The organism is Nonlabens sp. Asnod2-A12 (assembly GCF_045063745.1).
Lineage (GTDB): Bacteria > Bacteroidota > Bacteroidia > Flavobacteriales > Flavobacteriaceae > Nonlabens > Nonlabens xylanidelens.
Genome location: NZ_JBEFOB010000003.1, coordinates 1573807 through 1600645, shown reverse-complemented (window position 1 = coordinate 1600645; position 26839 = coordinate 1573807). Strand labels below are relative to the sequence as shown.

The 26839-nt window shown below is 35.3% G+C and carries 19 protein-coding genes and 1 tRNA gene; 7 read left to right on the top strand and 13 right to left on the bottom strand.

Features of this window, described 5'->3' with window-relative positions; all coding sequences use genetic code 11:
• The first annotated feature begins 130 nt into the window (after window positions 1-130).
• The gene (locus ACJJVJ_RS07395) at window positions 131-4711 is read left to right on the top strand and encodes a T9SS type B sorting domain-containing protein (RefSeq protein WP_405369737.1); all 4581 of its coding nucleotides are present in this window, start codon (window positions 131-133) and stop codon (window positions 4709-4711) included.
• A 392-nt stretch (window positions 4712-5103) separates the two neighbouring features.
• Here the strand turns inward: ACJJVJ_RS07395 and ACJJVJ_RS07390 are convergent, their stop codons facing one another.
• A complete protein-coding gene (locus tag ACJJVJ_RS07390) occupies window positions 5104-6633 on the bottom strand; it encodes an OmpP1/FadL family transporter (RefSeq protein WP_405369736.1) in 1530 nt (509 codons plus the stop codon).
• Window positions 6634-6651: 18 nt separating this feature from the next.
• Window positions 6652-7743, bottom strand: coding sequence for a hypothetical protein (locus ACJJVJ_RS07385; protein WP_405369735.1), 1092 nt, complete (start codon window positions 7741-7743; stop codon window positions 6652-6654).
• A 108-nt stretch (window positions 7744-7851) separates the two neighbouring features.
• Here ACJJVJ_RS07385 and proS point away from each other — a divergent pair, with 108 nt between their 5' ends.
• The 3 genes from proS to rpsT all read left to right on the top strand — a co-directional run bounded on the left by proS (window position 7852) and on the right by rpsT (window position 9793).
• Window positions 7852-9330, top strand: coding sequence for a proline--tRNA ligase (gene proS, locus ACJJVJ_RS07380; RefSeq protein WP_405369734.1), 1479 nt, complete (start codon window positions 7852-7854; stop codon window positions 9328-9330).
• A 95-nt stretch (window positions 9331-9425) separates the two neighbouring features.
• Window positions 9426-9497, top strand: a tRNA-Glu gene (locus tag ACJJVJ_RS07375).
• Window positions 9498-9538: 41 nt separating this feature from the next.
• Window positions 9539-9793, top strand: a complete 255-nt coding sequence (gene rpsT / locus ACJJVJ_RS07370) for a 30S ribosomal protein S20 (protein ID WP_104516026.1) — start codon at window positions 9539-9541, stop codon at window positions 9791-9793.
• A 489-nt stretch (window positions 9794-10282) separates the two neighbouring features.
• Here rpsT and ACJJVJ_RS07365 read toward each other — a convergent pair whose 3' ends face one another.
• The 5 genes from ACJJVJ_RS07365 to ACJJVJ_RS07345 all read right to left on the bottom strand — a co-directional run bounded on the left by ACJJVJ_RS07365 (window position 10283) and on the right by ACJJVJ_RS07345 (window position 14496).
• Window positions 10283-11347, bottom strand: coding sequence for a hypothetical protein (locus ACJJVJ_RS07365; RefSeq protein WP_405369733.1), 1065 nt, complete (start codon window positions 11345-11347; stop codon window positions 10283-10285).
• Between the two features lie 74 nt (window positions 11348-11421).
• Window positions 11422-12183 carry a hypothetical protein gene (locus ACJJVJ_RS07360; RefSeq protein ID WP_405369732.1) on the bottom strand — a complete coding sequence of 254 codons (762 nt, stop codon included), beginning with the start codon at window positions 12181-12183 and terminating at the stop codon, window positions 11422-11424.
• On the bottom strand, window positions 12173-12733 hold the full coding sequence (locus ACJJVJ_RS07355) for an RNA polymerase sigma factor (RefSeq protein ID WP_405369731.1): 561 nt from the start codon (window positions 12731-12733) through the stop codon (window positions 12173-12175). The genes ACJJVJ_RS07360 and ACJJVJ_RS07355 overlap by 11 nt, the downstream gene beginning before the upstream one ends.
• Window positions 12734-12917: 184 nt before the next feature.
• Window positions 12918-13808, bottom strand: coding sequence for a GTPase Era (gene era / locus ACJJVJ_RS07350; protein ID WP_104516030.1), 891 nt, complete (start codon window positions 13806-13808; stop codon window positions 12918-12920).
• Between the two features lie 52 nt (window positions 13809-13860).
• Window positions 13861-14496 carry a hypothetical protein gene (locus tag ACJJVJ_RS07345; protein ID WP_405369730.1) on the bottom strand — a complete coding sequence of 212 codons (636 nt, stop codon included), beginning with the start codon at window positions 14494-14496 and terminating at the stop codon, window positions 13861-13863.
• Between the two features lie 150 nt (window positions 14497-14646).
• On the opposite strand from ACJJVJ_RS07345, the gene ACJJVJ_RS07340 reads away from it, so the two are divergent.
• Window positions 14647-15615 (top strand): mechanosensitive ion channel family protein, encoded by a 969-nt coding sequence (locus ACJJVJ_RS07340; RefSeq protein ID WP_405369729.1) that lies wholly within the window; start codon window positions 14647-14649, stop codon window positions 15613-15615.
• An 81-nt stretch (window positions 15616-15696) separates the two neighbouring features.
• On the opposite strand, the gene ACJJVJ_RS07335 is transcribed toward ACJJVJ_RS07340, so the two are convergent.
• Window positions 15697-16170, bottom strand: a complete 474-nt coding sequence (locus tag ACJJVJ_RS07335) for a nuclear transport factor 2 family protein (protein ID WP_405369728.1) — start codon at window positions 16168-16170, stop codon at window positions 15697-15699.
• A 50-nt stretch (window positions 16171-16220) separates the two neighbouring features.
• Window positions 16221-18131, bottom strand: a complete 1911-nt coding sequence (gene acs, locus ACJJVJ_RS07330) for an acetate--CoA ligase (RefSeq protein WP_405369727.1) — start codon at window positions 18129-18131, stop codon at window positions 16221-16223.
• A 137-nt stretch (window positions 18132-18268) separates the two neighbouring features.
• On the opposite strand from acs, the gene ACJJVJ_RS07325 reads away from it, so the two are divergent.
• On the top strand, window positions 18269-19093 hold the full coding sequence (locus ACJJVJ_RS07325) for a hypothetical protein (RefSeq protein ID WP_104516033.1): 825 nt from the start codon (window positions 18269-18271) through the stop codon (window positions 19091-19093).
• A 279-nt stretch (window positions 19094-19372) separates the two neighbouring features.
• Entirely contained in the window at window positions 19373-20233 is an 861-nt protein-coding gene (locus ACJJVJ_RS07320; protein ID WP_104516034.1) for an OmpA family protein, read from the top strand.
• 282 nt (window positions 20234-20515) lie between these two features.
• Here the strand turns inward: ACJJVJ_RS07320 and ACJJVJ_RS07315 are convergent, their stop codons facing one another.
• The 4 genes from ACJJVJ_RS07315 to rho form a co-directional block, all read right to left on the bottom strand.
• Window positions 20516-23347: a M16 family metallopeptidase gene (locus ACJJVJ_RS07315; RefSeq protein WP_405369726.1), complete on the bottom strand. Its 2832-nt coding sequence runs from the start codon at window positions 23345-23347 to the stop codon at window positions 20516-20518.
• A 133-nt stretch (window positions 23348-23480) separates the two neighbouring features.
• The gene (locus ACJJVJ_RS07310; RefSeq protein ID WP_405369725.1) at window positions 23481-23942 is read right to left on the bottom strand and encodes a PA2169 family four-helix-bundle protein; all 462 of its coding nucleotides are present in this window, start codon (window positions 23940-23942) and stop codon (window positions 23481-23483) included.
• Between the two features lie 182 nt (window positions 23943-24124).
• The gene (locus ACJJVJ_RS07305; protein ID WP_104516037.1) at window positions 24125-24715 is read right to left on the bottom strand and encodes a hypothetical protein; all 591 of its coding nucleotides are present in this window, start codon (window positions 24713-24715) and stop codon (window positions 24125-24127) included.
• Window positions 24716-24941: 226 nt separating this feature from the next.
• The gene (rho, locus tag ACJJVJ_RS07300) at window positions 24942-26687 is read right to left on the bottom strand and encodes a transcription termination factor Rho (protein ID WP_104516038.1); all 1746 of its coding nucleotides are present in this window, start codon (window positions 26685-26687) and stop codon (window positions 24942-24944) included.
• Window positions 26688-26839 lie beyond the last annotated feature (152 nt).

Sequence of the window (26839 nt, the reverse complement as noted above, 5' to 3'; positions counted from 1 at the left end):
TGAAAGGCATAAGTGCATTGTTTTGTTAGATTTAGACTAAGATTAACTATGTTACGTTAAGTAATAGTTAACAATATTTCTCATATTTGTTGTTTAGAAAAAAGCCCACTCATATTCAAAACTGTAAATGATGAAAAGAATCTTATTTTTTTTAATCCTAATTAGCTCTTATTTTTCTGTAGCACAGACTAATATAAATATGCCTCAAGGTACTAATGGCGGTAATGGATTTCGTTTTGTAGGTTGTGGTTTAACGGTGTTTAATGATAGTCAGGGTAATCAAAATTACCTGAATAATGAAGATAATATTTCTGTTTTCTGTCCTGCTATTGATACAGATAGAATGCAGTTGGATTTTTTACAGGTCGGTTTATTAGCTGGTGATGTGGTAACTATCTATGATGGAGATTCTACAGCAGCTGCAGTATTAGGTACTATTACTGACACTACTGCAGCGGCAGGTTTGTTTGAAGCTAGTGCAGCTAACCCTACGGGATGTCTTACAGTAAGATTTGTCTCTAATGGTTCTGGAGTGAGTTCTGGATGGAGAGCAAGAAGAACTTGTTTTGACCCATGTCAGACGATTACGACCTCTATAACTACTACTCCAGCAATTGATGCAGATGGTATACTAAGAATATGTCAAGGAGATACAGTGACCTTTGATGGGTCTGCAACTTTTAGTATCGATGGAACTGGTGCAACATATGAATGGGACCTAGCAAATGGTAATGGGTTGAATATGGGGCAAGTTCAAACAGAAACATATACAGCGTCTGGAATATATCAAACAAGATTTGTTGTTACAGATAGTAATGATTGTACAGATAGAGATGAAATAGATTTAGTAGTTCAAGTCTCTACAGATCCTGATTTTACAGGTACCATGGCAGACGATACCGTCCTGTGTTTTGGAGAATCGACTACTCTTAGAGGTGTAGTTACTGCGCAGGAGTTTGCTATACCAGTTTCTCCACCAGTAACAGGTTTAACATTTTTACCTGATGGTAACGGTGTGAGTTATGTAACATGTATTGATGTAGATTTATTTGCTCCTGGGGCATTAGTCACTAGTGCTAGCGACATCGTAGATATATTTCTTAATATGGAACATTCTTACCTAGGTGATCTTCAAGTTACGGTTAATGCTCCTAATGGTACATCAGTAGATCTTCATACAAGTGGTGGTGGTTCTACTTTCTTGGGTATACCTATTGATAATGATGCAGATCTTACTGCAGGAACAGGTTTTGACTATGTTTTTACAGAAAGTGCAACACAAACGTGGATACAAGCTGCTGGTAGTAATACTACTATACCAGCTGGGGATTACTTGCCTGTAGATCCATATAGTACTTTTATAGGCTCTCCATTAAATGGGTCGTGGTGTATTACTATCACAGATAATTTAACATCTGACAATGGTAATATTTTCTATTGGGGGCTTAATTTCGACCCAGCGATTATTCCTTCAGATCTTTCTTTTACACCTCTTGAGACTACCGCAGCATGGCAAGCAAATCCAGATATAGCTATGAATACAGGTGATATCGTTTCTGTGACACCATCAATGGAGGGTTTAAACTGTTATGATTATGTGTTTACAGATAATCACGGTTGTTCTTATACAGAGCAAGTATGTATAGATGTTGTTGCTCCTATACTGTCAGGTGCACCTAACGATATTGTTATTTGTGATCCTACTGGTTCTACCGCGGTAGTAGATTTAACGGTTAATGATGCTCCTATTTTAAATGGTCTTAGTGGTACGAACCATGTAGTTAGTTATTTTGAAACCCTTACTGATGCAGAAAATAATACCAATCCTATTACTAACCCTACTGCTTATACCAATATATCAAACCCTCAAACTATCTATACTAGAATTACAGAAGGAGCGAGTGGTTGTAATAATCTAGATTCTTTTGAGATAAGAATAGGGAATGTTGTTTTTACACCTGTGGATGATCTGGTTCTTTGTGATGACTCTACAAACGATGGTTTTGAAGTTTTTGATCTTACTTCTCAGTCTGCTGGGATTTTAAACGGACAAGATCCTGCAGATAATATTGTTACTTTTCACACAACACAAGCAGATGCTGATAATAACGTAAATGCTATCGTTAATCCTGATGCTTACACAAATGTAATTTCTCCTGTAGAAACTATATATGTGAGAATAGAAAACAGTACAGATGCTACTTGTAATGCTACAGGAACATTTGATATAATTGTTGCTCCAGCACCACAAACAGTTGTTTTACAAGATCTAGAATTATGCGATTTTGCTAATGATGGTGTAGAGCTTTTTGATTTAACGGTTAATGAACCTGTTATTATAGCAGGTCAGGCTCAAGGAACTCCGGCTGCCCCTTTAAACTATCTAATAACTTATCACACCTCTCCAGCAGATGCTTTAATAGGAGCAAATCCTATTATGAATCCTGCTGCTTATGGGAATACATCTTCTCCTCAGACTATTTTTGTGAGGATAGAAAGTGATCTTACATCAAATTGTTTTAATGCAGACATGAGTTTTGAAATAGCTCTTGTTGCTCAGCCAGTTTACAATGTAGTTGATGACATGGTAGTTTGTGATGATGTTACCAACGATGGTGTAGATATATTTGACCTTAATAGTCAAGAGGTAGGTATCCTAAATGGACAAGATCCTGCTTTATTTAATGTTGAGTTTTATGAAACTCTAGCAGACGCTCAATCGGGAACTAATGCCATAATTGATGAAGCAAATTATCAAAATACGTCTAGTCCTCAAACGATATACGTTAGAATAGTTAATAGTGTTAATTCACTTTGTGATGACAGTACAGGGTCATTTCAGTTAGTAGTAAATGCATTAGCTATCGCAAATCCTTTACCAGATGTTGAGGTGTGTGATGACTCAAGTAACGATGGTTTAGGTGGTTTTCAATTTGATGCTTATACAGCACAAGTATTGCAAGCACAAGACCCTTTAATGTTTATAGTTTCTTATCATGAATCACAAGCAGATGCTGATAGTGGAGCAAATCCATTATCTACTACATCTTATACTAATATCTCAAATCCACAAACAATATATGTACGTGTTGAGAGTTTGGAAAATGTACTATGTACTGCTTCTACATCATTTGATTTAATTATCAATGAATCACCTACTATAACCAGTGCTCCAGACCTTACTTTATGTGATGATCCTAGCGGTGATGGAGTAGAGTCTTTTGATTTAACACAAAACGACGCGACTATTTTAAATGGATTAAATCCTGCAGATTATACAATTACTTACAGTAATGCATCTGGCGCAATTACTTCGCCTTATGTAAATGTTTCTAGTCCAGAAACGATAACGGTATCGGTAGAGAATAATGTAACAGGCTGTTCAGACACGACTACATTTGATTTAATAGTAGGCGATGTGCCAGTCACTATTCCTACTTTTTTAATAGAAGAGTGTGATGAAGATGGCGATGGCGCTGCAACATTTATCCTGAGTGAGACAACTACTCAAATAACAAATGGACAAGTAGGTACACTTGTTACATTTCACGATGCTCAAGCCGACGCGTTGTCTGGTGTGAATGCATTGAATGATGCTAGCTATGATAATACTAGTAGCCCACAAACTATTTATTATAGAATAGAATTTACGGCGACAGGCTGTTTTGCTATGGGAGATTTTACTATTGAGGCAGTAGATGCGCCTATAGCTATTGTACCTAACGCATTAGAATCTTGTGATAACGGTAATGGAACGGCTACGGTAGATGTTAGTCTGGCAAGTGCTGAGGTAACAACAGGACAAGTAGGTTCTACAGTGGTTTACTACACAAATCAGACTGATGCTGATAATCAAGTAAACGGAATCACTGGAAACTTTGATTACTCTTCGGACACTACTTTAATAGTAAGAGTAGATGACGATAATACAGACTGTTTTAGTTTCACAACTCTAGATCTTATATTTAATGAACTTCCTGCTCCTTCTTTATTAGATCAGTATGTGCTTTGTCTGGATGAAGTTGGTAACCTAGTAAATGGTCCTGTAACCTTGGATACAGGTTTAAATAATACAGATTATTCCTTTGAGTGGTCACTAGATGGTACGGCAATAGCTGCAAGTATAGCGTCTATAGATGTGTCTGAAGGTGGTGATTATGAAGTTATAGCAACTAATGTTGTTACAGGTTGTTCTAATAATGAGACGACTAATGTGCGCATCTCTAGCGTTCCAGATGTATATGATATCGATATTACTACAGATCCTTTTGATAAAGACCATCAAGTAATAGTAACTGCTGAAGGTCCAGATCAATACTGGTTTAGGCTAGATGATGGTCCTTATGTAAATAATGGTACATTTAATAATGTAGAGCCTGGACCGCATACGGTAACCATAGCAGAGAGAAGTGGTTGTGGCGAGATAGTGGTGGATATATTCGTATTCGGTTATCCAGATTATTTCACGCCTAACGCAGACGGTATTCATGACACTTGGAACATAGTAGGTGGAGATCGCTTACCAGGTACGGTTCTTTATATTTTTGATAGATATGGAAAGCTAATTAAACAACTGGATGTAGCAGGTCCAGGATGGGATGGGAATTATAATGGCCAGCCTTTACCTAGTACAGATTATTGGTTTAAAATTGAATATGCATTTGATGGAGAGCAAAGAGAGGCTTCTGGTCACTTTGCAATGAAAAGGTAAGAGATCACTACTCATAAATATAAAAAGCACATCGATTAAGATGTGCTTTTTGCGTTTATAAAGGTCGTGTTCCAGATAAGTTATTTTTAGTTAGATATCAGTTCCGCTTTCGCGAAAGCGGAATTACTACCATCTTCACAATAATTAATTTACTCTATTGATGGGTTTCAATAGTTCTTTTTATCGTGTCTTTTATATCTTTTTGTAGTCTATTAGGTTATTACCTATACGGTGTGTTGTAAAAAGATGCTTTGATACATTGTTTTATTTCAGGTCGATTTTACGCGTTAGTATCTTTGTTTAGAGATTTTAGGTCCATAAAAAAAGCATCTACTTCATAGTAGATGCTCTGTGTTTTTTTGTGTGTCGCTATAGGAGAAGCGAGAAGCTATTTATAAATTAAAACCTAAAGTTACCACAATATTATCAAGCTCATTAAGAACGCCAGCTGGTGTGTCTAGACCACTGTCAAATAATTGCTGACTGTAATCTCTTTCAGAATGGTCATAAGAAATATCTAGAATAGTTTTACCCCATGAGTAACCTAAGCCTAGACTGTAACCTGTAAGATCGTCCATGATAGCTTTATTATCATAAGGAGATTCTTCTATACGGTATCCACCTCTTAATGTCCAGTTATTTATACGGTATTCACCACCTATTCTTACACTCGATGCTCTAGAAAGGTTGCTGTCAATAAAAGCGTTGTTGTTTACGAATAGATCGCTATCGTCTGGGCTAAATTTAAGCTGGCTATAATCTCTAGAAGTGTAATCCAGGCTTAATAGTCCTTTTTTACCAAATATATAAGCGATGCTACCAGTAACGCTTCCTGGTGATCTTAATTCATATGGAGCAAATACGTTTAAGACATTAGGTGATACAGTCGCTATTGCTCCATCATTGCTTATGGTTGTGATTTCTTGAATTTGTGTTTCTTCTATGGTGTACCATGTAGGTGATTCATAAGTAGCACCTATTCTTATGTTGTCAGTAACTTTACCTATCATCCCTAGTTGAAAAGAAAATCCGTTACCTTCGGTAGATAAGCGGTTGTCAAATCTCACGTCGGTTATCGTAGCGTCAGTATTAGAATTTCTTTCTTCTATACTTGTAAATCTCTCTGAACTTATAATGTGAGAGTTGAGGTTGATACCTAGATTCCATTTTTTATTTAATTCAAGTGCGCCGTTAAAACTGAATTTGCTGTTGTAACCAGTTGTTTCAACCAGGTAATCTTGATTAAAACTGCCTGTTCCAGTAGCGCTGGTGTAAACAGTGTTAGTTAAATCAGTATTTCCATTAGGGCTGTCTGTGGTAGAATTGATTAAAAAAGATTCATAACCTAAAAAGCCTTGTTGTGCTCCGAATCCTAAATCTTGTCCTAAAAAGCGATATAGATCGCTTGTTGTTTCACCTTCGGCAGTTCTAACGGTAAAATTGTCTACGGCTATGCCAGATGCATTATTTAAAAAATATTGTGATATAGAGGTAGGGCTTGTTCCTATTACTCTTAGAGAGTTGTCAAAGTTTCTAGTCGTGTCGTAATTGAGACTCATCGCAAATTTAGTCACCGTTCTGTTCTCAGGCGTTTGAAAAACTAACACGCCACCTGCTTGATTTATATCTATGTCAGATTCATCAGAAAATGTTGTTGTGCCAAAATAATTTGATGTGTTATCACTACCGGTAAAATTTAAAGAAACACCGGCATAATTATTTGCAAAAACTACAGAACTTGCAGGGTTAGATCCTATGGCACTAAGGTCGCCACCTAATGCTCCAAAAGCACCACTTAAACCTCTATAGCGAGCTGTTCCTTTTAAATCCTGACCTGTATAAAGTAATCCATCACTTACGCTCTGGGCGCTACTAAAAAACGCGCTAGCAAATAGCGCGCTTAAAATTAAAATATTTTTCATGTTTTAAATGTTTGAATATTAACCTCTTCTACCAGAAGATCTACCACTTGATCTAGAACCGCTTGAAGATCTTGAGCTAGAGCTAGATGATCTTGCTCTACTAGAGGAACGGCTAGAAGATCCAGAAGATCTCATCGTTCCCGTATTACTTCTTGTAGATCTTGTAGTTCTCATTGTTCCCGTATTGCTTCTCGTAGGACTAGAGCTTCTTCTTACTGTAGAAGAAGATCTACGCGTTGTGGTACTTCTTCTTGTAGTAGTTGATCTAGAATTACTAGCTCTGGTTGAACGATTTCTGCTGTTAGTAGCGCTTCTAGTGGTAGCAGTAGAGCGACCGCTTGTAGTATTGTTTCTGCTATAAGTGGCGCTTCTTCCATTGTAAGTAGAACGACCTCTAGAGTTTAGTAATTGTCCTCTAGATCCTCGATTAGAGTTTTGATAAGCATATCCGCTTACGTTATTACGTCTGTTGTTTCTGTAATATCTATTATATCCATTACCAAAGTATCCTCCATAGTAACCGCCATAATAATTACCGTAAAAACCATTGTATCCGTAGTTGTTCCATCCGTAGCCGAATCTGTTACCGTAAAAACCTCCATAGCCATAATTGTTCCAACCAAATCTATTGAAACCGTAGAAACCACCATTCCAGCCCCAGTTATTGTATCCAAAACCGTTTCCGTAGAAACCATTTCCCCAACCGAATCCGTTATTCCAGCCACTGCTGTAATAATTAACAGTTACCTCTGAAGGGTTAGTGCCCCATCCAGGCTCACCACCACCATAACTAGCTGTGTAGTCAGGGTCAGATTCGTTATAACTGCTTGATGAGTAGTTTTCTACATCTGTAAAAACAGCTTCTTCAGAAAAATTATTTCCATGGCTATCTGCACCTTCTTGAAATAAAGATTGATAATAAGAAGAGGAATTATCTTCATATCCTACTGGTTCAGGATTTTCTGTAGTAGTATTGTAATCGTTATCACCATAAATTCCATCATTGTATGAAACACTTTGGTAAGAACCGCAAGAGGTGATTACAGCAGCTAGTAAAATCATTGCTGCTGTGTTGTAAAAAGCAGTATTTCTTAAGTTAAGTTTTTTCATGATATATTTATTTGATAGCGTTTGATAAAAATAAGTAGTTTTGTCAAGCATAAAAAGCAATTAACAAAGTTCTAATAATAGCACAAGTTTTGTGCCAAAATAAATATTATGGGTAAAAACCTTACGACTCGTAGCGAAGACTACTCTAAATGGTATAACGAACTAGTAGTTCAAGCAGATCTTGCAGAAAATAGCGCCGTAAGAGGTTGTATGGTTATTAAGCCGTATGGTTATGCTATTTGGGAGAAAATGCAAGCGGAATTAGATCGCATGTTTAAAGAAACTGGCCATCAAAATGCTTATTTCCCATTACTAGTTCCGAAAAGTCTTTTTGAAGCAGAAGAAAAAAATGCTGAAGGATTTGCAAAAGAATGTGCTGTTGTAACACATTATAGACTGCAAAATGATCCAGATAATCCAGGTAAGTTAAGAGTAGATCCTAATGCAAAGTTAGAAGAAGAGCTGGTAGTAAGACCTACTAGTGAGGCTATTATTTGGAATACCTACAAAGGTTGGATCCAGTCGTATAGAGATTTACCATTGCTTATTAATCAATGGGCAAATGTTATGAGATGGGAGATGAGGACCAGATTGTTTCTCCGTACTGCAGAATTTTTATGGCAAGAAGGACATACAGCCCATGCCACTAAAAAAGAGGCTATTGCCGAGGCAGAACAAATGAATGATATCTATGCTGATTTTGCAGAGAACTTTATGGCTATTCCAGTTATTAAAGGGTTAAAAACAGAAAGTGAACGTTTTGCTGGAGCAGATGAGACTTATTGTATTGAGGCTTTAATGCAGGATGGAAAAGCGCTACAAGCTGGGACGAGTCATTTCTTAGGTCAAAATTTTGCAAAAGCCTTTGACGTAAAGTTCACTTCTAAAGAAGGGAAGCAAGAACATGTGTGGGCAACATCATGGGGTGTGTCTACTAGATTAATGGGCGCGCTTATCATGACGCATAGTGATGATCAAGGATTAGTACTGCCTCCTAACTTGGCACCTAATCAGGTAGTGATTGTTCCTATTTTTAAAAATGAAGAACAATTAGAGGCTATTTCAGAAGTAGTGAACGGTATTGTTAAAGAGTTAAGATCTTTAGGTGTAACCGTTAAATTTGATTCTAGAGATACTTTAAGGCCTGGAGCAAAATTTGCGCAGCATGAATTACAAGGTGTTCCTTTAAGAATAGCTATAGGTTCTAGAGATCTAGAAAATGGTACGGTAGAGCTAGCACGTAGAGATACACTTTCTAAAGAAACTACTTCTATAGACGGAATTGCAACTAAGGTTAAAGATTTATTAGCCGAAATACAGCAAGCGCTTCATGATAAGGCATTGAATTATAGAAATACTCATATTACTGAAGTAAATAGTTTTGATGAGTTTAAAGAGGTTCTAGAAGCTAAAGGTGGCTTTATTTCTGCACACTGGGATGGAACTATGGAGACCGAGGATAAAATAAAAGATCTTACTAAGGCAACAATTAGATGTATACCTCTGGATGCTGTAGAAGAGCCTGGAGAGTGCGTGTTTACTGGGAAGAAGTCTAATAAAAGAGTGCTTTTTGCAAAGGCGTATTAATTAAAATCAAAAAAAAATTGAATTTTTTTCATTTTTCTATTGCGCAATTAAAAAAAGGGACTATCTTTGCAACCGCTTAAACGAGCAAACGCAATGGCCCGTTCGTCTATCGGCTAGGACGCATGGTTTTCATCCATGTAAGAGGGGTTCGATTCCCCTACGGGCTACAAATTAAATCGATCTATAAAAGGATCAAGTTTTACAAGATATGGCAAATCACAAAAGTGCTTTAAAAAGAATTCGTAGAAATGAAGTAGCGAGACTTAGAAATAAGTATCAGCACAAAACTACGCGTAATGCAATCAAAGCGTTAAAAGAAACAGAAGATAAGACAGCTGCTCAAAAGCTTCTTACAGAAGTAACTTCTATGCTTGATAAGCTAGCTAAGAATAATGTTATACATGCTAATAAAGCAGGTAACCTTAAATCTAAGCTTACAAAGCAAGTGAATGCTATGGCTTAATTGTAAAGCAACCTCATTATTAAAAGCCTTTCAGTTTTCTGAAAGGCTTTTTTTTGTGCCTTATTTTCTAGTTAAACTTTATGAAAGTTCCGCTTTCGCGAAAGCGAGACTAATAACCATCTATATATGTATTTCTATACAGTGATAGATAGTATCAAAACAACGCTCTTTTAGAGTTTAAATAATATGATTTAGCTTTACTTTATATCACAACGTAGGGTGAAAGTTTAAAACTAAAGTTCTGTCGTAGTCTTTCTTCTTCTTCTTTACAACAAAGTTGATACTAGTGCTAAAATATGAATAGGTTATTATTTTCATAGATCTCCTTCTATAAACTCTACAAAGAATGAGCCAGCAATTAAAAGTAAGCCTTACGCATAGTATCGCTGAATAATAGATGGAGACATAATTAATATCTAATATGTTTTAAACTAAAAAAAAGCCCTTACGATTTAACGCAAGGACTTTACTGGCTAGATTAAAATAAAGTTATTGGAATCGTATACCGAAACTCACATACTGAGCATCTACAGATCCAGATTTAAACACATCATTTAAATTCATACGACCGAACAAGGAGATGGAACCTTTACTAACATAGGCATCAAGTCCGTAAACAAAAGGATTAGTGTCAAAAGCATTTGTAGTTTCCTGTCGTACCGTTCTTCCGTCTTGCTTAAATTTATAATTCAAAGTTGAGGAAACATTAAATCCTGCAAATCCACCTAATCCGAATTCCCAATTGTCGTAATAATCAAATCTTACACGACCATCTTCATAGTCTTTACGATTACTTCCTCCTATTACTAAGTGAAATGGAGCTACAAATTGTAGTTGAGTGAATTGAGCCTTTTTAACATCAAAACCTATAGGTTCGATGTTTGTGTTCGAACCGCCGATAGTAACTGCTCTGTTTCCATTTAATTCGGTAGAATGCAAGATCATGTCTAGACCATACTTTACTCTAAACAAACCTTTGTCTTTGTTTAATCGTGTAGAAAATTGAAGACCCAATTGTAGGAAATTGTTGTTTTTATAACTAAAGTCATCTATGTCTAGATTGTCTCCATTCATATAATTGTAACCTAAGCCTAGAACTAATCCAGAATGAGTGCGTTGGTATTTTTTATAATTTCTATTGTGTTCGTTAAAAATCTTTACCTCGTAGTCTATTGGGTTTAGTTCTACCCATTGTCCACTTTTTTCTACTACATTTCTTGCTCTCATGTAGTCTATTTTGGAATCCATTAATTGTTGGTATGCAATGATACCTTGAGCTGCATTTTCGGCAGCTTCTTTTTTTTGTGTATTAGCCTCTCCGTTAGATATTTCATTTTTATCCAATAGCTTATTTATTTCTTCAATTTTATTTTTAAGCTTTTCTTTTTGCTTTTCTTCGTGTTCAACCGCTTGTTCTCTCATTTTGAGTATTTCGGCATCTAGTCTCTTTTCAATGGAAACATAATTTTCATTTGCGTTTTCTTGAGCATAAGAGATGGAGGTCGTGATAATCATGAGTATCACTGTGATGAATAATAGTTGATTTGTTTTCATAATAGTGGTTTTTAGATATAAGTGTGGCTGTCCGTTTTTAAAACAGCTGTTTTTAAATTTTAAAAAAGAGTTGATTATTTCTTGCTAATCAGTGTAAGAGCTTCGTTTTTAAGTTTGCCTAGTTGGTTAAAGATGGCGTTGTTAACTTTATTGCGTTTATCTGCCTCTAGATCCCATTCACTTTCTCGCACCAGTTGGTCTATATTGTATTCTTTAGTTGCAATTACTGTCTTGGGAGTATTTTGCATCGCTTCATTTAAAAGCAATTCCATTTCTTCTTCGGCAGTAAGTTTCTTAGGTGTTATTTGTGCAATAGGATTAGATAATAAAGGATTGATGCTGTTGTCTTCTATAGAGGAGTTTGTTTTTATCTTCTTTACAGTTGATTCTTCATTTACTATTTGCTTATTTACTATTGTTTTAGAAACGCTAGCAATGTGAGAAGGTCTTTTTTGTTTTCTTTTTTCTGATACGGCGGTAGGAGTTGTGTTTTTGATTAATTGTTTCTCTACAGAGCTTTCTGTTTTTTCTTCAAAATCTAATTTATTTTCTAAGGCTATATCGCTCTTTTTACCGGTTGATTCTTTAGTAGGAGTTGTGTCTTCTAAAACGATGGTGTTTTCATTATTTTCTAGTGGTATAGAATCACCATTTAAATACGGATATAAAACCACACCTAAAATAAAAATAGCCGCAATAGCACCCAACCAATATATAAATGGTTTTTTCTTGTTCTTTTCTTCTTGATCTAATCGTGCTGCTAGTTGATCCCATGCGCCAGCGCTAGGTTCTATCTCACGATTATTAAAAGAGTTTTTTATGTTTTTAAGCTTCATAACGTTGCTTTCTTATTTGTTGTACTTCGGCCTGTAACATTATTCTAGCCTTGCGATACTGTGTTTTACTCGTGTTCTCACTTATGTTTAAAGCTTGTGCAATTTCTTTGTGTTTAAAACCATCTACGGCATACATCATAAAGACGCTTTTGTATCCATGGGGTAAATTATCTACACATTCTTGTATAAGATCTAGTGGCAAGTCAGATTCTTCTTCGTCTATATCTTCGCAACCTATTTTTTGCTCATCGATCTCATCCTTAAATTTAAAAGGATCTTTCTTTCTCAAGTGATCGATACATTCTCTTACCATAATCCTGCGCACCCAGCCTTCAAAGCTGCCTTGATGAGAAAAGCTGTCTAATTTTGTAAAGGTTTTAAAGAATCCATTTAACATGATTTCTTCAGCAGTCTCTACTGGCGAGATATACTGACGGCATACACTCAACATCTTAGGTGCGTGCTTATCAAATAGGTGCTTCTGCGATTTTCTATCGCCTTGGGCAGCTTTTTGAATCAGCTTTTTCTCGTTAGTATATAGTTGTATCACTTTCACAATTTACATGCTTTCTACTTATAAAGACGAGAGTGTTTTAAAAAGGTTGTCTGGTAGTTGGAACTTTTTTAGATGTTTATTGAAATTCCGCTTTCGCGAAAGCGTAACAAAGCAAAAAAAAATCCCTTACAACTATGATTGCAAGGGATTTATTAATGAGATTGTAAAGTGTGATTTTTTATTTATTATCTCCTTTATAACCGAAACGTCTCAACTGTTTCTCGTTGCTACGCCAGTTTTTATTCACTTTTACATACAACTCGATATGAACTTGTTTACCGAAGAATTTTTGTAAATCTTTTCTAGCCTCTGTACCTACACGTTTAATAGCAGTTCCTTTATGGCCGATGATGATTCCCTTTTGAGTCTCGCGTTCTACCATGATGACAGAGCGTATTCTGATGATTTTTTCATCTTCAAAAAACTCTTCTGTATCGATTTCTACAGAATAAGGAATTTCCTTTTTGTAATGAATCAAGATTTTCTCTCTGATGCTCTCGTTAACAAAGAAGCGTTCTGGCTTATCAGTTAAAGCATCTTTGGGGTAAAATGCAGGAGAAGCAGGTAGGGTTTCTACAATGCGAGCAAGTAATTCTGGAACACCAAAGTTTTTTAAAGCACTAATGGCAAAAATCTCTGCGTTAGGTAGTCTTTCTTTCCAGTGTTCTAGAGCTTCAGCAAGTGATTCTGGATCTCCTTGATCTATTTTATTAATAATTACAAAAACAGGAACTTCTGCAAAGGTCAATCGTTTTTCAAATGCCTCATTTTTTAGTTCTTTCTCGCCTAGTTCTACCATATAAAGAATACAGTCTGCATCTTCAAAAGCATTTTTTACAAACTCCATCATACTTTCTTGAAGCTTGTATGCTGGTTTTATAATACCTGGTGTGTCACTAATTACGGCCTGAAAATCTTCTCCGTTTACAATACCTAGAATACGGTGACGTGTAGTCTGTGCTTTTGATGTGATAATAGATAGACGTTCACCTACCAGTGAGTTCATTAACGTACTTTTACCTACGTTAGGGTTACCTACTATGTTTACAAATCCTGCTTTATGTTCCATTTTGCAAAGATAGTCTTTAGGGAATTATTCAAGATTTTAATGCTGGAATTTTTTAGTGTTCTGGGTTTTCTATTAATTCTCTTAAGAATTGATTTTCTGTCTGTAAGGCATCGTTTTGTAGGGTTGTTATTTTTGCAATAGATGCGATAGCAGGATATCCTTTAAAGTGATAGTCTAGGTAAGTGATTTCTTTACCCTCACGATTTTGAACAGTTTCTACAGTGAAATGTTCTTTCATGATTTTTTCTGCTTTTGGATAAAAGAAGAGTTGGTCTTGTGTGGTCGTATTGAAATCTGTTAAAGCCTGGATTATTTTTTCACCAGTGGCAGCAGGTGTGCCGTCTTGATTAAATAATAAATTATCTAAGTTATCTCCCATTTTAGAATAATCAGTTGTTTCTCCTATATGATCATGAATGCTCGTAATAATCTCTTTTAATTGATTATCTAGGGTAGAAATTTTGTCGTGAAACTCTAAGGACTGGCTGTAAATTTGAGCATATTTATCTGGTTGTGTCATCGCTTTGTTTTCAATTTGCGACATTAAGGACAGATTAGAGGCTATTAATGTGTCGTTATCAAGTAGTTGATTTTCTGTTACTGTAGAGAATGATTCTAGAACCTCTTTATTGTTTTTACAAGAGATGAGAGAAATCGATATGATAAGCGTAATTATAATGTTTTTCATGGGATAAAGATACAAGTTATTGATAAGTCATCGAGTGATATGAAAAAATTATAGAACTACTGTTTAAATAGAGGTTTTTTAGTTTAAAAGTTAAATAGCATAGGGATTGTTATAAAAACTATCTTAAAAATGAGATAAAGTAGTTAAACCATGTTAATGAATATGGGTTGGGGTTTTTATAGTATTAGATTTGACCCTATGATACTATTACAACAAACCGAAGAAGCAGTAAAGAATTTACCTGAATTGAAGGACAGTGGAACCTTGATATGGGGTCAACTCACTGGCTGGTATAATTCTTTTGTGCGTTTGCTACCTAATTTAGGAATAGCAGTTATTGTTCTTCTTATCTCTTATTTTATTTCAAAATATGTAGATAAAGGAGTGCGTAAACTTATGGGGCACAATGCACAGGAAAGTGTCAAAAGACTTGCTGGTAAAGTGGTAGCAATTATCGTAGTGTTGGGTGGGATTTTTATAGCCATGAGTGTGCTACAACTTAATGATGCCGTGCAAGGTATTATTGCTGGTGCTGGTATATCTGGACTGGTAATAGGTCTAGCGTTACAAGGGTCGCTTTCTAATATAATAAGTGGTATCGTACTTTCTTTCCGTAAACAGGTTAAGGTAGGTGACTGGATAGAGACTACAGATTTTTCTGGTGAGGTGATGGAAATACAGTTAGATAAGTTTATTATTAAACAGGCAGATAATAATCTAGTTCTCATACCTAATAAAACGATTATTGATAACCCCATGAAAAACTGGACGCTTACACCACGTATGAGAATTACTCTCGAGTGTGGAGTAGGTTATGAAAGTGATCTAGAGGCAGTGAAAAAACTGGCAACAGATACTATAGAGGGCATGTTTAAGCAACAAGGTAGTGAAGAGGTAGAGTTTTTCTACAATGAATTCGGTGATAGTAGTATCAACTTTATGCTGCGTTTTTGGGTAGATGCAAAAAAAGCTAAACAAAAACATATAGCTTTAAGTGATGCTGTAATAGGAATTAAGAAAGCATTTGATAAAGATGGTATTAACATACCGTTCCCAATAAGAACGTTAGAGTTTAATAATAATTTACAAATGAAAAATATTACAGATATACAGCAGTAATAATTTTACTAAATTTAAAAGCCCCAAGAGTTGATTCTTTTGGGGCTTTTTGGTTTTAAAGATTTTGTTTAAAGATCTTTTTTAATTTTTAGTATTGCGAGTAGAGTGCATAAGTTCTAATTTCCAGATACTATCTTTCTTTACAGCAACAACACTTTCTAACCAGCTAAGATTTCTCTCTGTAGAATCTTTAGTTATGGTAGCATAGTTGTGATAAGCGAGCCATATTTTGTTGCCATCTTGTTTTGCGCTTATACGCTCAAAATTATTGATACGTTTTGATCCATTATCTCTTTTTGCTGCCATTTTACACCAATTTGCAATGGTGTCGTTAGTCCATACTTCTCCATGTTCTAAAAGTAGAAAATCATCTGTATGGTATTTTGAAATAGCATCTGCTTGATGGTCTGACCATATATCGTCAAATATATTCTGTATTAAAACTTCTACCTCATCTACATCTTTTGAACTGGTAGTAGATGTATCGCTAGTTTTAATTTGAACGCAGCTAGTGAAGAAGATGGTAATGATTATAGCTTTAAAGATGTTTTTCATAATTTTTTATTTTGCACTTTAACAAGATCGATGGTTAACTTGCGAGCGATTTATTTAATTAAAGATCCTTTAATTAAACTTTCTACTACTTCAGGATTTATTAAAGTAGATATATCACCTAATTGATCAGATTCTTGATGTGCAATTTTCCTTAAAATACGTCGCATAATTTTACCACTACGTGTTTTAGGAAGTCCCTCGGTAAACTGTATGAGATCTAATTTTGCAATTGGTCCTATTCTAGAAGTAATCATATCATTGATCTCTTTATAAAGATTATCTTGATTTCTCTTTTCACCAGTTTCTTTTAAAGTAATGTAACCGTAAAGCGCGTTTCCTTTAACGTCATGTGGGTAACCTACTATAGCACTTTCTGCAACTGCTGGGTGCTCGTTAATGGCATCTTCTATAGGTGCAGTTCCTAAGTTATGACCACTAACTATAATAACGTCATCTACACGACCAGTGATTCTATAATAACCTACTGCATCTCTTAAAGCACCATCACCAGTAAAATACATATTATCATAGGCGCTGAAGTACGTTTCTCTATAACGATTGTGATCGCCATAAATAGTACGTGCCATAGATGGCCATGGGAATTTGATACACAATTTACCTTCTACTTGATTTCCTTTAATTTCTTCACGATTGTCATCCATTAATGCTAATTGTACTCCAGGTAGTGGTAGTGTAGCAAATGTCGGGATGGTAGGCGTAGAGTAGGGAATAGGGCTTATCATAATACCGCCAGTCTCCGTCTGGAACCACGTGTCGGCTATAGGGCTTTTCTTCTTTCCTATATTCTCATTATACCAGTGCCATGCCTCTTCATTAATAGGTTCTCCTACGGTACCTAAAACCTTAAGAGAGCTGAGGTCATATTGAGACGTGAATTCTATTTTTTCCTTAGCCAGAGCTCTTATTGCTGTAGGAGCGGTATAGAACTGAGTTACCTTATGCTTTTCTACTATATTCCAGAATCTCCCGTAATCTGGGTAAGAAGGCACACCTTCAAACATTACAGAAGTAGCACCATTACATAATGGTCCATACACGATATAACTATGGCCAGTTATCCAGCCTATATCTGCCGTACACCAGTACACATCATTTTCTCTATATTGAAATACATTCTTAAAAGTATAAGCAGTGTACACCATATAACCAGCTGTTGTATGTAACATACCTTTAGGTCTACCAGTAGATCCAGAAGTATAGAGAATAAAAAGAGGATCTTCGGCCTCCATAATCTCTACTGGGCAGTCTGCACTAGCACTTTCTAATAAAGGAGCGATCCATTGATCACGTCCTTCTTTCATTTGTACATCATTACCACTTCTATTAACTACCAGTACAGTGTCAACATCGCAATTTTCTAGTGCTTTATCCACTAGCGATTTAAGATCTATCGTTTTTTTACCTCGATAACTACCGTCACTACATATAACTAGTTTACAATCACAATCGTTAATACGCGATGCTATTGCAGTGGCACTAAACCCAGCAAATATTACTGAGTGAACAGCGCCTATTCTTGCGCAAGCAAGTAGAGCGACCGTTAATTCTGGTATCATAGGTAAATAAATACATACTCTATCTCCTTTTTGAACACCTTGAGATTTTAAAACGTTTGCAAATTTACACACACGTTCATGTAGCTGCGTATAGGTAATGTGTTGTGCAGGCTCATTAGGATCATTTGGTTCAAAGAGAATAGCCGTTTTATTACCGCGAGTGGTAAGATGTCTGTCTAAACAATTCTCTGTAATATTGAGTTGTGCCCCATCATACCATTTTACTATAGGTGTATTAAAATCCCACTCTAGAACTTTATTCCATCGCTTGCGCCATAAAAAATGTTCTTCGGCTACTTCTTCCCAGAAATGTTCTGGATGTCTAACTGATTTTCTATATACCTGCCAGTATTCTTCTAAATGTTTTATGTGATAATTACTCATAGCTTTGAATTTTGGGTCATTAAAAATATGTAAAATAATTCTCGATCTAGTTCATTATAACAGTATATTATTAATCTATGTGAAATTGAATCTATACATAGAATTAGAATTACTTTTGTAAACTCAAAATATACGTAGTGAATAACCTTGTCCGCATCTTATTTTTATTGTCTGTAGTTGGTAGCGTTAATGCTCAAGATTCTTTAAACACTAATAATTCACGAGTTAAAAAAGGTGATTTTTATGTGTATTGGGGCTGGAATCTTTCTGGTTACAGTGATAGTGATATTACTTTTAAAGGAGATGGATATGATTTTACTCTAGATAATGTACAAGCATACGACAGGCAAAGTGATTTTGACCCTGGTAAATATTTAAATCCAGGATCTATTACGATACCTCAATATAACTTTAGGATAGGATATTATGTGAGAGAGAACTATAGTATATCTTTAGGTATAGATCATATGAAATATGTGGTTGCAGAGAATCAGACGGTTAATATTAACGGTTTTATAAACGATACCAATTCCTTATATAATGGCGTCTATAATAATGAGGCTATAGTTTTAGAACCGACTTTCTTAACCTTTGAGCACACAGACGGTTTAAATTATGTGAATGTAGGGTTGAGACGTCACGACGATCTTTTTCAATACAGAAATTTTGAATTGAATACTTTATTCGGTCTAGAAACAGGGGTTTTAGTTCCTAAAACTAATACCAGATTATTAGATAAACAGCGATACGATCAGTTTCATGTTTCTGGATATGGTGTTAATGCAGTAGGTGGTATACAGTTGACCTTTTTGAAATATTTCTTTGTACAGAGTGAATTAAAAGGTGGTTATATTAATTTACCAGATGTTAGAACCACTATGGACGAGGCAGATTCTGCTAGTCAGAGTTTCTGGTTCTATCAGGTGAATATGGTTTTCGGTGCTAGATTTAAAGTATTTTAGATTTATTTCTGTTCCGCTTTCGCGAAAGCGGATATCTCAAAATATATTCTTCTTAAAAAGATCTTATCTATACAAAAAACCGAATAGATCTATATTTTTTCTTAATAAATCATAATTTTTTAACATAACTAAAAAGACTGTTTTTAGTTATAAGTGTTTGTTTATCAAGTCTATTAACAAAACACTTACATTCTTTAACAAAAGCATAGGATATTAAAAAGACTGTGGTGAAAAGTAGTTCCGTTACTTAGCCACAACAAAATAATCAAATACCCTATTATGAAAAAGTCAAACTTAATTCTCGCAGTAACTGCTGCAACTATTCTTGCGAGTTGTGTATCTAAAAAGAAATACACAGAATTAGAAGCAAACTACAACAACACAAGATCTGAATTGCAAAAAACGCAAGTAGAGAAAGAAGATCTAGAAGGTAAAATGGCGCAAATAGAAATGCGTGTAGAACGTTACAACACAAAAATAGCATCTCTTAAAACAGAAAAAGATGGTATGATGGTGAGTACTCCTAATGGAGAACTGGTACTGTCTGAGAATAATAAAAATGCAATGCGCAAGACTCTTAAAGATGTACCTGCTTCAAAACTAGCTGGCGCAACAACTTTAAAAGATTCTTTAAATATTGCTATTGCTCATAACATCTCAAAAAACATAGGTGCACAAGACAGTGAAGATTTAAAAGTATCTATAGAAGAAACTGTAGTGATGATTAATATAGATGACAATCTTCTTTTTAAAGACAGTAGTTATAGAGTAGGTAACGATGCAGATGATATTCTTGCACGTATCGCAAATGTGGTAAAGTCAGAACCGTCTCTAGAAATTCTAGTAGAAGGACATACAGATAGCCGTACCGTAAAAGGCGGTAGTTATATTAAAGATAACTGGGACCTAAGTACTGAAAGAAGTGCTGCTATTGTTAGAAGATTAGAGAAGAAATTTGGTGTAGCACCAGATCAATTAATTGTTGCTGGTAGAGCAAGTTATGACCCTATAGTAGCAAATGATAATAAAGAGAATATGGCAAAAAACCGTAGAACTCAAATCGTTATCATGCCTAATCTTGATAAGTTCTTTGCTATGTTAGGTAATGATGTTGCCGTATTAAGTGAAAACGAAAAATAAGAAGTAATTCTTTCTCGATAAGTTAAGTCCCAATCTACCTAGTTGATTGGGACTTTTTTTATGCAATATATTTTAATAGGACCTTTAAAATAGGAACTAGCCGGAGTTGTTTATTTAAGCTGGAGTTATGTGCATATTTTATTAATGTAGTGCTTACAGAGTCTTTAAATAGTTATTATAGCGATAATGCTGTTTCTATTTGAGTCTGTTTTCAAAATCTAGAGCATTAAAAAAGGCTCTCTAATTAATTTAGAGAGCCTTTTATTAGTTAAATAATGTACACTAGTTAATTAAAATAGGCTTACCGTAACCTAGCTTTTCTAGTTTGTCAAATTGAGTTGCTTTGTCACCTACTATTAAATAGATCATGTGATCTGGTGTGATGTATTTATTGGCAAGTTCTTTAATATCGTCCATGGTTAAATTATCCACTACTTCTTGACGCTTAAGAGCGTAATTTACAGGCAGTCCATCTTCTTGAATATTTGAAAGCATGCTTAATTTTGCTCCTTGAGATTCAAATGATCTAGCGCTAGATTTAATCATATAACTTTTAGTCACTTGTAGGTCTTCCTCATTGAAATTCTTACCGTAATTATTTAAAATATCTTTTACGAGTGCTGTAGATTCATAAGTTACATTAGACCTAACACCACTATTTACACTAAATATACCTGATAATGGAGAGCCGCTATAACTTGATCTTATTCCATAAGTATACCCTTTACCTTCACGTAATTGCTGTGTGAGTTGTGATGCAAATCCACCACCGCCCAAACGATAATTTAAAACTTGTACTTTATAAAAATCTTTATCAGTAGATGGGATTGCTGGATGCCCAAAACTAAGAATAGATTGTTTTGCATTAGGTACATCATAAAAATAAACACTCGATTTTTCTGGTGTTTTTACTGTCGCTAATTCTGGAAAGGTTACTTCTTTTTTAGTCCATTTATTATTTAAAGTACTCAAAGAAGTCTTTACTTGGTCCTTGTTAACATCACCTACTATTTTAAAGCTGGCTAGTTGTGGTGTTAGGTAGCTGTTGTAATACTTTTTTAAATCATCAAGACTTATACTTTCTACACTCTCTTTAGATCCTAGATTGTTTTGTGCTAGAATATGGTCTTTTCCATATATTAATTTGTCAAATTCATTTGCAGCGATAGCTCTAGGACTTGCTTTTTGTTGCTGTATCTGACTGAGAGTTTGTTGCTTTATTAAATCAAATTCTTTTTGATCCCATCGCGGCTCTAATAACATTTCATTTACAAGACTCATCACCTCACTATAATTGCGAGATAGTGAGCTAGCGTTTACGGCTATACTTTGATTGCTAGAATATATGTTGATATTTGCACCTAATTGATCTATAGCTTCTTCTAGTTGAGCAGGTGTTTTTGTAGCTGTACCTTTGTTCATCAAGTCTGCTAGCATATTTGAAACACCTATCTTTTTAATGTCTTCTAATAGCATACCTCCTTCTACCTCTAACTGTAATTGTACTAGAGGTACTTCATTATCTTCTATACCTAATACTTCAATACCAGAAGATAAAGTTTCTGTATAAACGTCAGGTATAGCTAGTTGAGGTGCAGGGCCATACACAGGCTCTATTCTTTCAAAGCTAGATGGAGTGCGTTCATAAGTAGCAGTTATACTAGCGTCAAAGCTTTCTTCGGCACCATCTACTATTTTTTCTTCAGCTACCTGAGCAAGGGTGGATTCATTTACAGCAAGGTCTATACTTCCCTTAGGTACAAAACTGGTCATCACATAGTTTTTATCTTTTATATAAGTCTCATAAACGCGTTTTATATCTTCTACAGTAACTGCTTGCATGTTTTTAACATCTTGAGTTAAGAAACCGGCATCTCCTGCTAGAATTTCATATTGTGTAAGTTGAAATCCTTTACCTAAAACACTGGATAGACCTTTGTAAAAATCTGTTTCTTGACTTGTTTTAATACGATCTAAGTCACTTTGAGAAATACCATCTTTTTCAAATAATGCCATTGCCTTGTTTACACTAGTAAGAACGCTATCTAGATCTTTGCCATCATATGCTCTTGCTACTAGACCGAATTGTCCAGCGAGTTCTGTGGTGTAGCTGTAAGCATATGCCTGGTCTGCTACTTGATCTTTTTCTACTACAATCTTATTTAAAGGAGCTTTTTTACCATTAGAAAGGTAAGTGCCTAGAATATCTAGAGCATAAGAATCTTTGTCATAATTAGGTACTGTAGGCCATGTCATAGCCAGTCTAGGTGTTTGGGCAAAATTATCTTCAAAATACAATTTCTTAGATTCATTTAATACAACTGGTTCTACAACAGTCTTTTCTACAGTTTTACCTCTTTTAATTTCTCCAAAGTATTTTCCAACCCATTCTAGAGCTTGCTTTTTATCAAAATCTCCAGCAATAGTTAATACCGCGTTATTAGGAGTGTACCATTCATTATAGAAATCTTTTACATCTTGAAGCGATGCATTTTGAAGATCTTCTAGAGAACCTATCACTTGCCAGTTGTATGGATGTCCTTCTGGATATAGATTTTTACCTATCACATAAGATTCATGACCATAAGCATTGTTATCTACACTCTGGCGTTTTTCATTTTTTACTACTTGCTTTTCTTTGGCTAGTACAGGTTCTGTAACTGTGTTTATGAAATAACCTAGTTTATCTGCCTCGGCCCAGATCATTTTTTCTAATGCATCTTTTGGCACCGTCTGGAAGTAGTTAGTTACATCACGACTGGTAGAGCCATTTGCTCCAGAGCCACCTATTCTAGCACTCATTTCATCTAGTCCACCTTTACCTAAATTTTCTGACTCTAAGAATAGTAGGTGTTCAAATAAATGGGCAAATCCTGTTTTACCAGCTTTTTCTCTTGCACTACCTACATGCGCCGTAAGTGCAACAGCTACTACAGGATCAGATTTATCTTCATGAAAAATAACGGTTAGTCCATTTTCTAGAGTGTGTTTTTCAAAAGGTATGGAAATGTCGTTAGTGACGCTTTGTTCTTCTTGAGCCTCTTGCGTGTTGTTTTTACAAGATATGAAAGCGGCTAGAAATAGTGCTGGTACTAGAAATTTAGTTAATTTCATGAGTAATAGATTTGGTTCAAGTGACCAAGGTACTTATAGTAATAAACCAGCAACTGTTAAAATTAGTTAAATTCAATTATAAGGGCATAAAAAAAAACCGCTCATAGAGCGGTTTTATCAAAGTATGTGTCATCTATAAGTTATGATCGTGAGCAAAATCTTCTAAAGTTTTTACTTCATTAACCGTTGCTTGGATTTCGTCTTTTTGAGCTTCTAGAACTGAAACAATAGTAGGAGGTAACTCACTTCTATGTTCTAGCACTTGATCATATTCTTCAATGGCAGATTTTTCACCAGTCAGACATTCTTCTAGAACAGACTCGTCTTTATTAAGACTCAAGGCTGCTTTAATATTCATCCAGCCTCTGTGCATGTCTCCAGCAAATGTACCGTCATTTTTAGGATTTTCATTCATTCCTTTCATCTCTCCAGCTAGTGCCGCTGCAAATTCTGTACGTCTTGCACCTTGTTGTGCTAGCCATCTCTTTAATTGTACATGCTCTGTAACCTCGGCAGCATTTGCATACCCACGTTGTGCATCATATGTTTTTTCTAATAAAGAGTTGAGATATTGTTCTGTTTTTACATTTTCCATGGTAGTTAGTTTTTTATTAAAAATACAAATAGAAATAAGTCATTTTTCTTAAAAAACTGTGAGTTGAGAAAGGTTTAACTTCTTCAAAAAGAACGAGTAAAAGAAATCTTAACTTCATAAAAAAAAATAAATCCGCATTAAATATATATTTAATGCGGATTTAAAAATTAGGATAACAAAGATTATTTATCTCCTTTTAATTTAGCGTACTTATTACGTTCGTCTTGTAACTGTCTACCTAGTTTTTGTTCTTTTTCTATAGACTTGCGTCTTAGATCTTCTAGTTCTTCCTCGGTAGTGGCAAGTTGTTTATTTGCAGCCTTTGTAGTAGCGTTACTGTTTTTAAACCTTAAACTCATAAATACAAAAAGAAATGCGAGTAGTCCTACTATAGACCATACTACAGTATTGTAAAAACTTTTATTAGTCTGTATGCCTAAGAAATTCATGGAATCTTTTTCAGCGTTCACATCACTTAGTTGTGTGTTGATGCCAGCTAGTTCATTTTCTAAAGATGCAATTCTACTATCTTTAGTAACTATAGAACTCTCTAATGAGGTGATGTTTTCATTAAGTTTTTGAATACTTTCATTAGCATTTTTACGCAATTTATTGATGTCAGTCTCTTTAACGACTTTGTATTCTTTAAAATTATTAGACTCATCTAGCAATTGTTTAAACTGGCCGTCTATAGAAACTGCTGTCTGATTAGAGTCTTGTGCTTGTATAGTAAAGCTTAGTGCTAGTACTAGGGTAAATAATATGTATTTCATTTGATAGGGTATAAAAGAGAAAACGAGATGAATCGTCGCTCATTGTGTAGTCAGGTATTTTATAATGTTAAATCTTTGTGAGAGTAATTATAACCCCTTTTCTAAAGAATTATAAGCGTCGCAATGTTAGATTTTTCTATAAGGTTTGTAGTGATTTCGCTTTCGCGAAAGCGAGAATAAAAAATGCCCCACCGTAAAGTAGGGCATCATGAATTATGTTCTAGAATTACTCATTCATAGTAGCAAGAAACTCTTCGTTATTGCGAGTTTGCTTCATTTTTTGAGAGATAAATTCCATAGCTTCTACAGGATTCATGTCTGCAAGATACTTGCGTAAGATCCACATGTGTTTCATAGTCTGCTCGTCTAACAATAAGTCATCACGACGTGTAGAAGAAGAGGTAAGATCTATAGCAGGGAATACACGACGGTTAGAAATGTTTCTATCCAGTTGCAGTTCCATGTTACCGGTTCCTTTAAATTCTTCAAAGATAACTTCGTCCATTTTAGAACCAGTCTCTGTAAGAGCAGTAGCTATAATAGAAAGAGAACCACCGCCTTCTATATTACGTGCCGCACCGAAGAAACGTTTAGGCTTGTGTAAGGCATTTGCATCAACACCACCAGAAAGTACTTTACCACTAGCTGGTTGTACCGTGTTGTAGGCACGTGCTAGACGTGTTATAGAATCTAGTAAGATCACTACGTCGTGACCACATTCTACCATACGCTTTGCTTTTTCTAGCACTATGTTTGCCACCTTTACGTGGTCGTGTGCTTCTTTGTCAAATGTAGAGGCGATTACCTCTCCATCTACATTACGTTGCATGTCTGTTACTTCTTCTGGACGCTCATCTATTAATAAGATTAATTGATAAACCTCAGGATTATTTGCTGCTATTGCGTTTGCAATATCCTTAAGTAACATGGTTTTACCTGTTTTAGGTTGTGCCACTATCATACCACGCTGTCCTTTACCTATAGGGGCAAAAAGGTCCATGACACGAGTAGATATACTAGCGCGTCTGTCTGCTAGGTTAAATTTTTCTTCAGGGAATAATGGTGTTAAATGCTCAAAAGAAACACGGTCACGTACTACTTTAGGGTCTAGACCATTAATTTGAGAAATTTTAATAAGTGGGAAATACTTTTCTCCTTCTTTAGGTGGGCGCACCATACCTAATACAGTATCACCTGTTTTAAGACCGAAAAGTCTAATTTGAGATTGCGACACATAAATATCATCTGGACTAGCTAGATAATTATAGTCACTACTACGTAGGAAACCATAACCGTCAGGCATCATGTCTAGAACACCTTCACTCTCTATAATACCATCAAATTCAAAGTCAGGATCGCGGTAACGGTTGCGAGTGTCTTTGTTTCCTTTAGGAACATTGTTTTGAGTATTATTATTACGTGTGCTTTTTTGACGACTGTTGTTACGGTTGTCATTTTTTGCATCGGCAGTATCTTTCTTAGAGTCTGCAGTATCTGCAGTTTTTTTAGAAGAGGTATCTGTAGTGTCTTTTGCGGTATCGCTAGTTTCCTTAACGGTTTTCTTAGCCGTTTTTCTAGGCCTAGGTCTAGGATTAGGTTTGCTAGGGTCTTTGCGTCCTTTAAGAGTTTCTTCAGTTATTTCAAAATCTTCTTTTTCTTCAGATTTTGTTTCTTTTGTTGTTTCTTTCTTAGATACTCTAGGTTTGCGTTCCTTCTTTACAGCAGGCTTTTTGGCAGCTGGTTTTTCCTTTACAACTTTTTCAACCTTTTCTTTAGCTTCTTCTTTTACAGGAGCTGGTGTTGTTTCAATATCTAGGCTTTTTACAACGTCTGGATTTGCTGCTTGTAGATCTAGAATTTTATAAACCAGATCTAGTTTACGTAGTTGTTTGAATTTAGGAACGTTTAATCCTTTTGCGATTTCCTGTAACTCAGGAAGTTTTTTAGATTTTAAATCAGCTATTTGAAACATGTATCGTTATGATATATATAATTTGTTATCAGGGGGAAAATGAAAGTCTAAAACTTATCAGAAAAATTTTAAACTGCTAGATAACCTATAAAGAGTAAGTTACCTTAATAGCATTGCAATGATACATTAAAAAATTAATATCTGTTGTTCTT

What these genes read in the sequence shown, in the direction of transcription:
- rho (WP_104516038.1), bottom strand. Translation starts at nt 26,687, where the DNA reads ATGTTTCAAATAGCTGATTTAAAATCTAAAAAACTTCCTGAGTTACAG.
- ACJJVJ_RS07345 (WP_405369730.1), bottom strand. Translation starts at nt 14,496, where the DNA reads ATGAAAAACATTATAATTACGCTTATCATATCGATTTCTCTCATCTCT.
- proS (WP_405369734.1), top strand. Translation starts at nt 7,852, where the DNA reads ATGGGTAAAAACCTTACGACTCGTAGCGAAGACTACTCTAAATGGTAT.
- ACJJVJ_RS07395 (WP_405369737.1), top strand. Translation starts at nt 131, where the DNA reads ATGAAAAGAATCTTATTTTTTTTAATCCTAATTAGCTCTTATTTTTCT.
- era (WP_104516030.1), bottom strand. Translation starts at nt 13,808, where the DNA reads ATGGAACATAAAGCAGGATTTGTAAACATAGTAGGTAACCCTAACGTA.
- ACJJVJ_RS07360 (WP_405369732.1), bottom strand. Translation starts at nt 12,183, where the DNA reads ATGAAGCTTAAAAACATAAAAAACTCTTTTAATAATCGTGAGATAGAA.
- ACJJVJ_RS07320 (WP_104516034.1), top strand. Translation starts at nt 19,373, where the DNA reads ATGAAAAAGTCAAACTTAATTCTCGCAGTAACTGCTGCAACTATTCTT.
- ACJJVJ_RS07335 (WP_405369728.1), bottom strand. Translation starts at nt 16,170, where the DNA reads ATGAAAAACATCTTTAAAGCTATAATCATTACCATCTTCTTCACTAGC.
- ACJJVJ_RS07340 (WP_405369729.1), top strand. Translation starts at nt 14,647, where the DNA reads ATGTTAATGAATATGGGTTGGGGTTTTTATAGTATTAGATTTGACCCT.
- ACJJVJ_RS07310 (WP_405369725.1), bottom strand. Translation starts at nt 23,942, where the DNA reads ATGGAAAATGTAAAAACAGAACAATATCTCAACTCTTTATTAGAAAAA.
- acs (WP_405369727.1), bottom strand. Translation starts at nt 18,131, where the DNA reads ATGAGTAATTATCACATAAAACATTTAGAAGAATACTGGCAGGTATAT.
- ACJJVJ_RS07390 (WP_405369736.1), bottom strand. Translation starts at nt 6,633, where the DNA reads ATGAAAAATATTTTAATTTTAAGCGCGCTATTTGCTAGCGCGTTTTTT.
- ACJJVJ_RS07305 (WP_104516037.1), bottom strand. Translation starts at nt 24,715, where the DNA reads ATGAAATACATATTATTTACCCTAGTACTAGCACTAAGCTTTACTATA.
- ACJJVJ_RS07315 (WP_405369726.1), bottom strand. Translation starts at nt 23,347, where the DNA reads ATGAAATTAACTAAATTTCTAGTACCAGCACTATTTCTAGCCGCTTTC.
- rpsT (WP_104516026.1), top strand. Translation starts at nt 9,539, where the DNA reads ATGGCAAATCACAAAAGTGCTTTAAAAAGAATTCGTAGAAATGAAGTA.
- ACJJVJ_RS07365 (WP_405369733.1), bottom strand. Translation starts at nt 11,347, where the DNA reads ATGAAAACAAATCAACTATTATTCATCACAGTGATACTCATGATTATC.
- ACJJVJ_RS07385 (WP_405369735.1), bottom strand. Translation starts at nt 7,743, where the DNA reads ATGAAAAAACTTAACTTAAGAAATACTGCTTTTTACAACACAGCAGCA.